Source organism: Streptomyces sp. GESEQ-35, from assembly GCF_017948485.1.
Taxonomy (GTDB): Bacteria; Actinomycetota; Actinomycetes; order Streptomycetales; family Streptomycetaceae; genus Streptomyces.
This window is the reverse complement of the sequence record NZ_JAFFSX010000011.1, coordinates 92,679-104,918: the sequence shown is the minus strand read 5'-3', so window position 1 is coordinate 104,918 and position 12,240 is coordinate 92,679. Positions and strand designations below refer to the sequence as shown.

The window sequence follows — 12,240 nt, the reverse complement described above, 5'->3', positions numbered from 1 at the left end:
CCGTGTCAGTGCCACGGGACGCTTTAGGTACGGCAGTTCAGCGGGAGCCCTTCGGGTCCAGCGCGTCACGCACGCCGTCGCCGAAGAGGTTGAAGGCGAGGACAGTGATGAAGATCGCCACGCCGGGGACCACCATGTACATGGGGTCCGATTCGTAGTAGTCGATCGCGCTCGAAAGCATCTGCCCCCAGGAGGCCGTGGGCGGCTTGACGCCCACGCCCAGGAAGCTGAGTGCCGCCTCGGTGAGGATGTTGGTGGGGATCATCATCGTCGTGTACACGACGATCGGCGCGACGAGGTTGGGCAGCAGCTCCTTGAACAGGATGTACAGCCGCCCGGCGCCCAGGGAGCGGGCGGCCTCGACGTACTCGCGCTCGCGCAACGAGAGCGTCTGGCCGCGCACCACACGTCCGATGTACGGCCACCCGAAGAAGCCGATGACCAGGATCATCACGAAGACACGCACGCTGGACCCGGTCAGGCCCAGCATCTCGTTCGGCATGACGGAGACCAGCGCGATGATGAAGAGCAGCTGCGGGAAGGCCAGCAGACCGTCCATCACCCGGCTGATGACGGAGTCGACCCAGCCGCCGAAGAAACCGGCGAGGATGCCGAGAACGGTGCCCAGGACCACGGCGACGACGGCCGACAGGAAGCCGACCAGCAGCGAGATCCGGGCGCCGTAGAGGATCCGGGCGAGGATGTCGCGGCCGTTGACCGGCTCGACGCCCAGCAGGTGGTCGCCGCTGATGCCGCCCAGCGAACCCGTGGGGGTGCCGAACAGCGGGTCGATCAGCTCCTCGTGATACGCGTCCGGATCCTGCCCGAGCAGGCTGGTGATGACCGGCGCGAGCAGGGCGACCACCACGAGGAGGAGCACCACGACGCCGCCGGTCAGAGCGAGCTTGTCCCGCTTCAGGCGCTCCCAGGCGATCCGGCCCAGGGAACGACCCTGTACGGCCTTCGCGTCGGTGCCTGCAACCGCCGCCTCCTCGGCCGCGCTGGGGGCCGCCTCGGCGGTCGGCTCGTGCAATGGTGCCGTCATCTGGCAGGGACCCCTCTCAACCGGCGGTGACCGGCCCGCACTTGCCGCTGTGGCGGCGTGATCAGTCCGTAGTACTGGGGGTTCGAACACCCCTGGTGGGGGAGTCTTCAACGCTTTGGCGACGCGTTACCAGACTTGACGGTGAAAGGATGCGTAACCGTGATGCTGCGTCGAGGGTTCCGTTATCCGGACAGTGGGTAACGGCGGCCGGACGAGGACAAGTCGGTGCATCCGGAGCAGGTCAGGGCTTTCCGCCGCGGTCTACGCGCGCAGAAGGGGCTCCACCGCTGCGACGGAGGGTGCGGGCCGCGTCTCAGTATCCGCCGTGCGCCGGCGGGTATCCGTATCCGAGCGCGGGGGCCTGGGCCGGGGCCGCGTGGGCCTCGCGGTCGTAGAAGGGGCGGGCCTGGGCCCGCATCCACATCGCGACCGGGTCGTACTCGTCGGACATGGCGACCGTCGACACCGGCAGACCGTCCGGCACCGCGCCGATGGACTGCTGCATCATCGCCCGTACCGAGTCCACGGCGACCGGGCTGGTGTCGTACACATCGAGACCGACGGCGAGGTACGGCGCTCCGAGCGCCGGCTGCACCCAGGCGCGGCGCAAGGTGCGGACGGCCGGGGTGCGGTGGGCGTTCTGCGCGAGCAGGGCGTAGAACTGCGGGATCTCGATCCCCGGCTCCGACAGCCGCAGGGGCCCTGCGGGCTGGCGCTCCAGGCCGGTGGCGATACGGCGCAGGTCGAGCCAGGGGATGCCGACACCGCCGCCGGGGGCGTGCGGGTTCAGCCAGAGGCCGAACTGGTCGGGGTAGAGCGTGCGGGCGACGTCGACTCCGTCGACGACCTCGTAGGAGCGGTTCCAGCCGCTGGCCGAGAGCTCCTGCGCGGAGGTGACACAGGGGGCGTAGCCGTGGCCGTCGACCTCCATGTTTCCGTACTGCGCGTCCGGCGAGCCGGCCTGGCCGTGCCACAGGAGCATCCAGACCTGGCCGGCGGACGGGGTTGCGAGGGCGCGCAGCAGTGCCTCGTAGGCGTCGTAGCGCCCGGGCGTCACCTGGCGCAGCATGTGCTCGACCTGGCCGGCCGCGATGCCGCTGGCGCTCACCTTGTACCGCCCCTTCACTTGAGGTTGCCCGGATATGAAACCACCTTAAGCGCCCAAGAGCTCGGGACCTGGTGCCCGTCGGCGGGTGCGGGTTCTATGTGGCTTGTCGCGCAGTTCCCCGCGCCCCTGGGTGGGTGCCGTCACCGTTGGTAGAAAGGGCGGGCCCTGTTGCGCATCCACTCGGCCACCGGGTCTTGTGTTACGTCCAGGAGAACCAGGTTTACCGGCCACTTCACGGGGACCTTGGCCAGGGCCCGGCCCAGTGCGTCCAGTGGGAGGGCCCTGATGTCGCCCTCCCACTGGGAGAGTTCGACGCCGATGAACATCACGGGATCCGCCGTCTCGATCGCCGCCAGGCAGCGGCGGGCCGTCGTCACCACGCCGATGTGCTCGAACTCGGCCGAGGCCGCGGTGAGGAAGTCGACCGGGTCTTCCTGCCAGTCGGGTTCGTAGAGCTTGACCCGGCCGCCGGTCGTGGTGCCGTCCAGGGGGGTGCGGCCCACCCGGCAGAGTTCGGCGACCGCGGGCGGCGGGAGCGGTACGCCGACCACGCCGTCCGGGTTCACGGCGATGCCGACCTGCGGGGGCAGGCCGCGGGCGAACTCCACGGCCGGGGCGATCGTGTACGACATGTGGGAGCCGGCGACCTGGCGGAACTGTTCCTCGGAGCTGAACACCGGGACGTAGGCCTGGCCGTCGAGCTCCAGCGTGGGCAGGTCGAGCGGGACGCTGCCCGGGCCGCCGCCGCTCGGGAGCGGGACCCAGACGAAGCTGCGGCCGAGGACCTCGATGAGTCGGCCGCCGGCCGACGGGATGTTGAGGGAGGCGGAGAGCACCTCCTCCAGCTCGTTGCCGGGCCAGCCGCCGTGCGGGTGGGGGTGTGCCTGTGCCGGGAAGTCCGGGAAGTTCCCTGGGAAGTCCATCTGCCTAACCGCCTGCCGAGATCACTGCCGTGGCTCAAAGGCTAGCGGGTGCGGCACCGAGGTCAGCCCGTGAAGCCGATCCGGCGCAGCACGTCCGCCGCGTCACGGTCGAGCAGCACCGCCGAGCCGCAGCCGTCGGGCAGATCGCCGCGCTCGACGGAGCGCACCAGCCGGGCGGCCGCCGAGCGGTGGCGCAGGAAGGCGTAGCGCGAGACGCCGCGGCCGCGCTCGCGCTGACCCTCCAGGGCGGTGCCGGGCGCGACGTCGAGCAGCAGCAGATGCAGTGTGCCGCCCCGGCGACGGGCCTCGCGGGACAGCCAGCGGCGCACCCAGGACTGCGTACCGCAGTCGTGCACGACGACTCCCTTGCCGGTGCGCAGGGCGCGGCGCAGTCCGGTGTAGTGCGCGAGCCGGACCAGGGGGCGGTAGAACCCGTACGGCAGGAAGCGGGACACGCGCGCGTCCCAGCGGTCGCGGGTGTCCTGGGAGTCGATCCGGACGGCCTTCACCGCGCGCTGCATCAGCGTGGACTTTCCGCTTCCGGGCAGGCCGGTGATCACGACGAGGTCCCTGGGACCGAAGAGCAGTGCGTGCGGGCTGCGGCCGGCGCGGTCGCGCAGGTCCCGGACGACGGGCGCCGAGTGCGGGCCGCAGGCCTCCCTGGCCGGGGCCGAGTGCTGCTCGGGCAGCGCGAGGGCCGAGCTGGTGGCGTACGCCGTGATCCTGTTCACCGTGATCGTCCTCCCCATGGGGTCGGGAGTTCCCATCCCCGTCGAGTGTAAAGAGAAGGTAATACGCGGCGTCTCCCATTTCCGTCCGCTTCCCGCAACAAGCCTGCTACAGGCCGCTGTGCCGGTCTGTGAACCCTGTGCGGTCGCTGTGGGTGGTCGGCCCTGAAAGGTACCCCTGCCGGAGCGGACCGATGCGTGCAATGATGTGCGCGCCAACTGCATACCGGCCGCTTGAATCCGCGCGGGAGAGTCCCTGGCAGCACTGCTGTCGGGGCGCCGAAGGAGCAAGTCCCTCCCTTGAATCTCTCAGGCCCCGTTACCGCGCGGGCGAGGCACATCTGAAAAGCGGGCCGCTGTCGCAGTGGCTCCACCCAAGGTGCAAGTCGTGACCATCACTACGTGTGGTCGTGACGAACCTCTCAGGTTCCGATGACAGATGGGGAGGAACGACCTCGCCTGTCATGCCCTGGGAGCAGAACCGATGAGCAGTAGCCCCCTCCGTCTTACCGCGCTCGATGCCCTGCATCGTCTCCTCGGCGCGACGATGACCGACTTCGCCGGCTGGGACATGCCGTTGCGGTACGGCTCCGAGCGCGAGGAACACCTCGCCGTGCGCACCCGGGCCGGGCTCTTCGACCTCTCGCACATGGGCGAGATCGCGGTGACCGGCCCCCAGGCCGCCGCCCTGCTGGACCACGCGCTCGTCGGCAACATCGGCGGGGTCAAGGCCGGCCGCGCCCGCTACACCATGATCTGCCGCGAGGACGGCGGCATCCTCGACGACCTGATCGTCTACCGGCTGGCCGAGACCGAGGCCGCTTCTTCTGAATACCTGGTCGTGGCGAATGCCGGTAACGCACAGATCGTTCTGGACGCCCTGATCGAGCGTTCCGAGGGGTACGACGCCGAGGTGCGCGACGACCGCGACGCCTACGCCCTCATCGCCGTCCAGGGCCCCGAGTCCCCCGGCATCCTCGCCTCACTCACCGACGCCGACCTCGACGGCCTGAAGTACTACGCCGGTCTGCCCGGCACCGTCGCCGGCGTCCCGGCCCTCATCGCCCGCACCGGCTACACCGGCGAGGACGGCTTCGAGCTGTTCGTGCGGCCGGAGCACGCGGTCGAGCTGTGGCAGGCGCTGACCAAGGCGGGCGAGGGCGCGGGGCTGGTCCCGTGCGGCCTGTCCTGCCGGGACACCCTGCGTCTGGAGGCGGGCATGCCGCTGTACGGGCATGAGCTGTCGACCTCGCTGACGCCCTTCGACGCCGGGCTCGGCCGGGTGGTGAAGTTCGAGAAGGACGGTGACTTCGTGGGGCGCGCGGCGCTTCAGGAGGCCGCTTCCCGCGCTGAGGAGAACCCGCCGCGCGTCCTTGTCGGGCTCGTCGCCGAGGGCCGCCGCGTCCCGCGCGCCGGGTACGCCGTCGTCGCCGGCGGCGAGGTGATCGGCGAGGTCACCTCCGGCGCCCCCTCGCCCACACTGGGCAAGCCGATCGCGATGGCGTACGTCGACGCGGCGCATGCGGCGCCGGGTACCGCCGGGGTCGCGGTGGACATCCGAGGCAGCCACGAGCCGTACGAGGTCGTGGCGCTGCCGTTCTACAAGCGCCAGAAGTAGACACTGAGTTGTGACGCCGGGCACATTCGCCCTGCTCACACCCCTCTTCCGTAGTCCCCCATTCACCAGCACTCCCCCGCGTACAGGAGAATTCAGGTCATGAGCAACCCCCAGCAGCTGCGCTACAGCAAGGAGCACGAGTGGCTGTCGGCCGCCGAGGACGGCGTCGCGACGGTCGGCATCACGGAGCATGCGGCCAACGCGCTCGGCGATGTCGTCTTCGTCGACCTTCCGGCGGTCGGTGACACCGTGACCGCGGGCGAGACCTGCGGCGAGCTGGAGTCGACCAAGTCCGTCAGCGACCTGTACTCCCCGGTCAGCGGCGAGGTCACCGAGGCGAACGAGGACGTGGTGAACGACCCGTCACTGGTGAACTCCGCGCCCTTCGAAGGCGGTTGGCTGTTCAAGGTTCGTGTCGCGGAAGAGCCGTCCGACCTGCTCTCCGCCGACGAGTACACCGCCTTTTCCGCCGGCTGAGGAGTCGCAGAGCATGTCTGTCCTGAACACCCCCCTGCACGAGCTCGACCCGGACGTCGCCGCCGCCGTCGACGCCGAGCTGCACCGCCAGCAGTCCACGCTGGAGATGATCGCCTCGGAGAACTTCGCGCCGGTCGCGGTCATGGAGGCGCAGGGCTCGGTCCTGACCAACAAGTACGCCGAGGGCTACCCGGGACGCCGCTACTACGGCGGCTGCGAGCACGTCGACGTGGTCGAGCAGATCGCCATCGACCGCGTCAAGGAGCTGTTCGGCGCCGAGCACGCCAACGTGCAGCCGCACTCGGGCGCGCAGGCCAACGCGGCCGCGATGTTCGCGCTGCTCAAGCCCGGTGACACGATCATGGGCCTGAACCTCGCGCACGGCGGGCACCTGACCCACGGCATGAAGATCAACTTCTCCGGCAAGCTGTACAACGTCGTCGCCTACCACGTGGACGACACCGGAGTCGTCGACATGGCCGAGGTCGAGCGGCTGGCCAAGGAGTCCAAGCCGAAGCTGATCGTGGCCGGCTGGTCGGCCTACCCCCGGCAGCTGGACTTCGCCGCGTTCCGCCGGATCGCGGACGAGGTCGGCGCGTACCTCATGGTCGACATGGCGCACTTCGCCGGTCTCGTCGCGGCGGGCCTCCACCCGAACCCGGTCCCGCACGCGCACGTGGTCACCACGACCACCCACAAGACGCTGGGCGGCCCCCGCGGCGGCGTGATCCTCTCCACCGCCGAGCTGGCGAAGAAGATCAACTCCGCGGTCTTCCCCGGTCAGCAGGGCGGCCCGCTGGAGCACGTGATCGCGGCGAAGGCGGTCTCCTTCAAGGTCGCCGCCTCGGAGGACTTCAAGGAGCGGCAGCGCCGTACCCTGGACGGTGCCCGCATCCTCGCCGAGCGTCTGGTGCAGGACGACGTGAAGGCGGTGGGCGTGGACGTGCTCTCCGGCGGCACGGACGTGCACCTGGTCCTGGTCGACCTGCGCAACTCCGAACTCGACGGTCAGCAGGCCGAGGACCGCCTGCACGAGGTCGGCATCACGGTCAACCGCAACGCCATCCCGAACGACCCGCGTCCGCCGATGGTGACCTCTGGTCTCCGTATCGGCACCCCCGCCCTCGCCACCCGCGGCTTCACCGCCGAGGACTTCGCCGAGGTCGCGGACGTCATCGCCGAGGTGCTCAAGCAGTCGTACGACGCCCAGGCGCTCAAGGCCAGGGTCGCCGCACTCGCGGACAAGCACCCGCTGTACCCCGGCCTGAAAAAGTAAGCCCCTTGGTGGGGCACCCGCGCCCGGCCCCGACTGCCGGTACCGGGAGCCGGGTGCCCCACCACCCCCGCTTTGAGGAGTCACCGTGGCCATCTCGGTCTTCGACCTGTTCTCGATCGGCATAGGCCCGTCCAGCTCCCACACCGTGGGCCCGATGCGCGCGGCCCGCATGTTCGCCCGCCGGCTGCGGGGCGAAGGTCTCCTGGACTCCGCCGCGTCCGTACGGGCCGAGCTGTACGGCTCCCTGGGCGCGACCGGACACGGCCACGGCACCCCCAAGGCGGTCCTGCTCGGGCTGGAGGGCGCGTCGCCGCGGACGGTGGACGTGGAGGGTGCCGACCAGCGGGTGGAGGACATCAGGTCGGCGGGCCGGCTCCGGCTGCTCGACGAGCGGGAGATCGCCTTCGACTTCGACAAGGACCTGGTCCTGCACCGCCGTAAGGCACTGCCGTACCACGCGAACGGCATGACCCTCTGGGCGCACGACGCCTCCGGCACCGAACTCCTCTCGAAGACCTACTACTCCGTGGGCGGCGGCTTCGTCGTCGACGAGGACGCGGTGGGCGCCGACCGCATCAAACTCGACGACGCGGTCCTCAAGTACCCCTTCCGCACGGGCGACGAGCTGCTGCGCCTGACGAAGGAGACCGGCCTGTCGATCTCGTCCCTGATGCTGGAGAACGAGCGGGCCTGGCGGACCGAGGAGGAGATCCGCGAGGGCCTGCTGGAGATCTGGCGGGTGATGCAGGCATGCGTGTCCCGGGGGATGTCACGGGAGGGCATCCTGCCCGGTGGCCTGAAGGTACGCCGCCGGGCCGCCGTCACCGCACGCCAACTCCGCGCGGAGGGCGACCCGTTGGCGCACGCGATGGAGTGGATCACGCTCTACGCGATGGCGGTGAACGAGGAGAACGCGGCCGGCGGCCGAGTGGTCACCGCCCCGACGAACGGCGCGGCGGGCATCATCCCCGCGGTCCTGCACTACTACATCAACTTCGTGCCCGGCGCCGACGAGGACGGGGTGGTCCGCTTCCTGCTGGCCGCCGGCGCGATCGGCATGCTCTTCAAGGAGAACGCCTCCATCTCCGGCGCCGAGGTCGGCTGCCAGGGCGAGGTCGGCTCGGCCTGCTCGATGGCCGCGGGCGCACTCGCGGAGGTGCTCGGCTGCTCCCCGGAGCAGGTCGAGAACGCCGCCGAGATCGGCATGGAACACAACCTCGGCCTCACCTGCGACCCGGTCGGCGGCCTGGTCCAGATCCCGTGCATCGAGCGCAACGGCATGGCCGCCGTGAAGGCCGTCACCGCGGCCCGCATGGCCATGCGCGGCGACGGCTCGCACAAGGTGTCCCTCGACAAGGTCATCAAGACCATGAAGGACACGGGCGCGGACATGAGCGTGAAGTACAAGGAGACGGCGCGGGGCGGGCTGGCGGTGAACATCATCGAGTGCTGAGGGGATGGGCCCTGAGCAGAGCGTTCGTGTCTTTCGACGCTGTCGGGGCCTTCCCTGCCTACGCGGCGGAAAGTCCCCATCATCTGGAAGACGAACTGTCCCGTGGGGTCTACCGGCGAGCAGACGCCCCGGAGACCGCGCACGTAGATCTGCTGGCCGTGCCGCGCGGGGGTCGCAACGGGGTCAGCGAACTCCGACAACGATCTGCGCAACCTGGCTTGCCACAACAGCCGGTCCACAGACGAGATCATGGCCGCGCGACGATCAACTGCGCGGTCGCGTACTCCAGCACAGTCAGGAACACCTCGGTCAGCGAGTGCGCGTCGCCTCGATAGCCATCCGCAGCCGTCACCACGCGGCCGTCGTGAAGCCGGCGGCTGCGCTCACCGGCCGTGGCCTCCCGCCTGCCGCCTGCCGCCTGCCGCCTGCCGCCTTCAAGTGCGACGCCAATGGCGACATCGCCTCCGGCCGTTGTCAGCGGTTGATCACCTTCACCATTTCGATCCAGGAGTCAGGTCCGATAGCCCCGTCGGGTGTCAGTCCTCGGCCTCGCTGCCATCGCGCCACGGCATGGGCGAAGGTGACGTCGGCCGGGGTCGATCCAGGTGATGCGATCAGCCGGGTGATCGCGTCGAGGTGCTCGCCCCAGCGCATAGCCGTGGCGTAGGAGGTGTTCAGGCGGACCGCCCGGGCTGTGGCGTCGGGGTCGAGCACGGTAACCGATGCAGCCGGTCCCGACTCCTGTTGGGGCGGGGAGGGTGTGCCGTCGCGGACCTTGAGGATGGCGAAGTACCGGCAGGTCTGCCCTGATTGCTGGGGAACCACGAAGCCCTGCGCATCGATCGCGATCGTCTTGGCCTTCACCGATTGGCTGACATTGCCGCCGACGGCGGTGAGCCTGCGTCCGGTCCGGTCCACGGCAGTGACGACGTCGCAGTGCGTCGACCACGCCGTGCCGTTGTCGATCGTCGCGTAGGTGGCACCGCCGCACCCGCCGCCACCGTCCCGATCGGCGCAGACCAGGTCGCCCACCTCGGGGACGATCTTCTCGGTCGGGTAGGCCCAGAAGGGGTTGGCGGTGTTGCCGGTCTCGGCGTTGCGTTTGGCGGCGCTGACGTACTCGCGATGTGCCGTGCTGTAGGCGAAGGCGCTGCCCGCGCCGGCTTGGCGCATCACCCAGCTGATGAAGACCGCGCTCCATGGATGGCCGCCCTGCCACGAACTGCTCTGCAGGTCCGACGCGGTCACCGTGATCCCGACGCCGGTGCGGTAGTAGTCCTGGAGCGTCGCCGTCATCGCCGACTCGGTTTCGACGCGGGCCCCGTCACTCCACCGCTTCCGCTCCTGTTCGGCGAACTGCGCGATCCGGGCCCGCAACGAGTCGGCCCTCGGGACGGCGCTCGTGAGTCCGCCACCAGGAACGCCGCCGGGGACGTAGGCCGAGCCGCCCGTTGAGGGCGGGGTGGTGCCCAGCCCGCTACGGTGAGCGTCGATCGCGGCGAGGTCGCCTTTCGCCGCGTCGCCTGAGGCGTAGGACCAGCGGGCCCAGCTGCCGCGGACGTCGATGTGGGCGTAGGTGGCGCCGATCCCGACCGCGATGTCCCGGCCACACGCGTCCAGCGCGGCCTTGGCGAGGTCGAGTCCGGACATGCCCGCGACGCTGATGTCGGCGGCCTGTCCGCTGCAGTGGCGGCTGAGGGTCGGGGTGGCGCCCCGGGCACGGTACACGGCCACGTTGCGCGCCCAGGACCGGTACCCGGAGCTGATGGTGACGGGTTTGCCCAGCCGGTCGCGCAGCGCCTGTAGGCAGCGCACCAGCGCCGGGGAGATCCTGGCGATGTCGACGGCCGTTCCACCGCTGCTGATGAGTTCGCCGACGGTGAAGTTGGGGGAGAGCTTCTGCGACCGTACGGTGGGTCCGGTGACGTAGAGCGGAAGTCCGGTTGCGTACGGATCCCAGTGTTCTGCTTCCTTGGCGGTGGCGCCCGTGGTCGGAATCAGGGTCAGCCCGGACGGGAATGCCTCGTCCTGGACCGGGTTTCCGGCCAGTTCCCATTCGGCCAGTTCCACTTCCCCGGACTCGGCCTCGTCGTAGACCTCCGAGGTGAAGGTGGAGTCGCGCGCTTCGGCGGCGAACTCGGCCAGGGTCATCTCGGGACCCGACTCCCCATCTCCGGTCCCCTGTTCGGCCGGCCGGAACACGTCCTGGGCGACCCAGTTCGGGGTCTGCTGCGCGGAGGGCGGTGGGTCGGCGCTGAGGGACTCGGTCCAGTCCCAGGTCTGCGGGCGGGTCATCGTCGCCTCCCGGTCTCAGGGGGTGTCGGTCGGCTCAAAGCCGCACGGGTGCGGAGCCGTTCGTGCTGCTTTTGGCGGGGTCGGGTGCCGCAGGCAGATGGGCGCTCGGCAGCCGTACGGGCTGTGCGGACGACGGGGGCGGGCCGTTGACCAACCGGACCCCCGGTTCCTTGATCGACTCCCCGGTGGCGGACTGCCAGAGGTCGATGATGCGGTTCATCGTGTCGCGCACCACCGGTTGCGGGGAGCCGCTGCGGAACAGCAACTCGGCATCGTTGGGCTCGTTGAACCGGCCGGCTTCGATGAACATCAGCACCGGCGAGACCAGTTCGGCGAGCTCGAACAGCTCACGGGCTCGGCGTGGGGGTGTGATGCCCACGCGCTGCGCGATCCGGGCGAGGCGGTCCGCGGCGTTTCCGCCGGCACCCGCACCCGCCTGAAGGTCCCGCACAACGTCGTTCTCGCTCTCCAACAGCAGGTGGAACCAACTCATGGTGACAACATGGCCGAACTCCTCACGGGCGAGCATCCCGGCCCGGCGACGCATCCCCATCATCTCCGAGAGCGTCTGGCACAGGTATGCGATGTACGAGGCGTCGGTGGGGTTGGCGCCGACCGAGTTGCTGTCGTTCACGTACGCGACCCAGACCTGGCGCAGCAGTTCGATCCACACCTCGCCGAACCGGCGGTTGGCGGACGCTCCGACGTCGGACTTCCACGGCTGGCCCGGGATCCCGTACGGCTTGTGCGGCAGGTCCATCCCGAACATCCGCCAGTAGGCGTTACGGCGGTTGACCAGCGGGTCCGGCCGTAAGGCGCTGGTGGTACCGGTGATGGAGAACAGCGGGGGATCGCGGAAGAACAGCTCCTCGGTGGCCCGGACCCAGCTGTAGGTCGTGTCGTTGGCGGCTTCGAGCGTCTCGCCGACCACATAGCGGCGGACGACCTCCCGCAGGATCTCCGCGACACCGGTGCTCTCGACCAGGAAGGCGTAGATCAGGTGGTCCCAGGGCAGTGCGGCGCCGGTGTCGATGCCCGTGGCGGGCGGCGGGGAGAACTGACCGGGAATCGCGATTCCGGAACGCAGGGCGTCGAGCAGCCCGCCGCTCACCTCGCCGGGCAGTTGGAGGCGGGCCACGACTTCTGGGGTGACGCCCGTCGGGGAGGTCTCGAACCCGGGCCAGTCGGCCTGGCCGCCCTCGGCCCACGCCTCCTCCAGCCAGCGGCTGAGCTGTAGCGGATGGATCCTGAAGAATTCGTTGGTGTCGAATCCGGAGTCGGCCAGCAGGCGCGCGAGCGTGCGGAACATGGTCGTCT

Annotated in this window: 10 protein-coding genes and 1 riboswitch; of the genes, 4 read left to right on the top strand and 6 right to left on the bottom strand. The window is 69.9% G+C overall.

The features are described from left to right. Positions 1 to 37 precede the first annotated feature (37 nt). The 4 genes from KCH87_RS22360 to KCH87_RS22345 form a co-directional block, all read right to left on the bottom strand. A complete protein-coding gene (locus KCH87_RS22360; RefSeq protein ID WP_210587986.1) occupies positions 38 to 1,045 on the bottom strand; it encodes an ABC transporter permease in 1,008 nt (335 codons plus the stop codon). A 313-nt stretch (positions 1,046 to 1,358) separates the two neighbouring features. Next, a complete protein-coding gene (locus KCH87_RS22355; RefSeq protein WP_210587985.1) occupies positions 1,359 to 2,153 on the bottom strand; it encodes an enhanced serine sensitivity protein SseB C-terminal domain-containing protein in 795 nt (264 codons plus the stop codon). A gap of 140 nt (positions 2,154 to 2,293) precedes the next feature. Further along, the gene (locus KCH87_RS22350; protein ID WP_210587984.1) at positions 2,294 to 3,076 is read right to left on the bottom strand and encodes an enhanced serine sensitivity protein SseB; all 783 of its coding nucleotides are present in this window, start codon (positions 3,074 to 3,076) and stop codon (positions 2,294 to 2,296) included. A gap of 62 nt (positions 3,077 to 3,138) precedes the next feature. After that, positions 3,139 to 3,843, bottom strand: coding sequence for an AAA family ATPase (locus KCH87_RS22345; RefSeq protein WP_247196601.1), 705 nt, complete (start codon positions 3,841 to 3,843; stop codon positions 3,139 to 3,141). 196 nt (positions 3,844 to 4,039) lie between these two features. After that, positions 4,040 to 4,139: riboswitch (glycine riboswitch) on the top strand. Between the two features lie 149 nt (positions 4,140 to 4,288). Between KCH87_RS22345 and gcvT the strand changes: the two genes are divergently transcribed. The 4 genes from gcvT to KCH87_RS22325 all read left to right on the top strand — a co-directional run bounded on the left by gcvT (position 4,289) and on the right by KCH87_RS22325 (position 8,628). Further along, the gene (gene gcvT, locus KCH87_RS22340; protein WP_210587983.1) at positions 4,289 to 5,422 is read left to right on the top strand and encodes a glycine cleavage system aminomethyltransferase GcvT; all 1,134 of its coding nucleotides are present in this window, start codon (positions 4,289 to 4,291) and stop codon (positions 5,420 to 5,422) included. A gap of 99 nt (positions 5,423 to 5,521) precedes the next feature. Continuing rightward, positions 5,522 to 5,899, top strand: a complete 378-nt coding sequence (gene gcvH / locus KCH87_RS22335; RefSeq protein WP_210587982.1) for a glycine cleavage system protein GcvH — start codon at positions 5,522 to 5,524, stop codon at positions 5,897 to 5,899. 13 nt (positions 5,900 to 5,912) lie between these two features. Continuing rightward, a complete protein-coding gene (gene glyA, locus KCH87_RS22330) occupies positions 5,913 to 7,175 on the top strand; it encodes a serine hydroxymethyltransferase (RefSeq protein ID WP_210587981.1) in 1,263 nt (420 codons plus the stop codon). An 85-nt stretch (positions 7,176 to 7,260) separates the two neighbouring features. Beyond that, positions 7,261 to 8,628 carry an L-serine ammonia-lyase gene (locus KCH87_RS22325; protein WP_210587980.1) on the top strand — a complete coding sequence of 456 codons (1,368 nt, stop codon included), beginning with the start codon at positions 7,261 to 7,263 and terminating at the stop codon, positions 8,626 to 8,628. Between the two features lie 474 nt (positions 8,629 to 9,102). Here KCH87_RS22325 and KCH87_RS22320 read toward each other — a convergent pair whose 3' ends face one another. Beyond that, positions 9,103 to 10,923, bottom strand: coding sequence for a DUF2272 domain-containing protein (locus KCH87_RS22320; protein ID WP_210587979.1), 1,821 nt, complete (start codon positions 10,921 to 10,923; stop codon positions 9,103 to 9,105). A gap of 34 nt (positions 10,924 to 10,957) precedes the next feature. After that, complete coding sequence (locus KCH87_RS22315) at positions 10,958 to 12,232, bottom strand: hypothetical protein (RefSeq protein WP_210587978.1); 1,275 nt, start codon at positions 12,230 to 12,232, stop codon at positions 10,958 to 10,960. Positions 12,233 to 12,240 lie beyond the last annotated feature (8 nt).

Bases quoted from the DNA above. Each gene is read 5' to 3' on its own strand.
- KCH87_RS22360 (WP_210587986.1), bottom strand. From the start codon at position 1,045: ATGACGGCACCATTGCACGAGCCGACCGCCGAGGCGGCCCCCAGCGCG.
- KCH87_RS22350 (WP_210587984.1), bottom strand. From the start codon at position 3,076: ATGGACTTCCCAGGGAACTTCCCGGACTTCCCGGCACAGGCACACCCC.
- KCH87_RS22345 (WP_247196601.1), bottom strand. From the start codon at position 3,843: ATGGGAACTCCCGACCCCATGGGGAGGACGATCACGGTGAACAGGATC.
- gcvT (WP_210587983.1), top strand. From the start codon at position 4,289: ATGAGCAGTAGCCCCCTCCGTCTTACCGCGCTCGATGCCCTGCATCGT.
- gcvH (WP_210587982.1), top strand. From the start codon at position 5,522: ATGAGCAACCCCCAGCAGCTGCGCTACAGCAAGGAGCACGAGTGGCTG.
- glyA (WP_210587981.1), top strand. From the start codon at position 5,913: ATGTCTGTCCTGAACACCCCCCTGCACGAGCTCGACCCGGACGTCGCC.
- KCH87_RS22320 (WP_210587979.1), bottom strand. From the start codon at position 10,923: ATGACCCGCCCGCAGACCTGGGACTGGACCGAGTCCCTCAGCGCCGAC.
- KCH87_RS22315 (WP_210587978.1), bottom strand. From the start codon at position 12,232: ATGTTCCGCACGCTCGCGCGCCTGCTGGCCGACTCCGGATTCGACACC.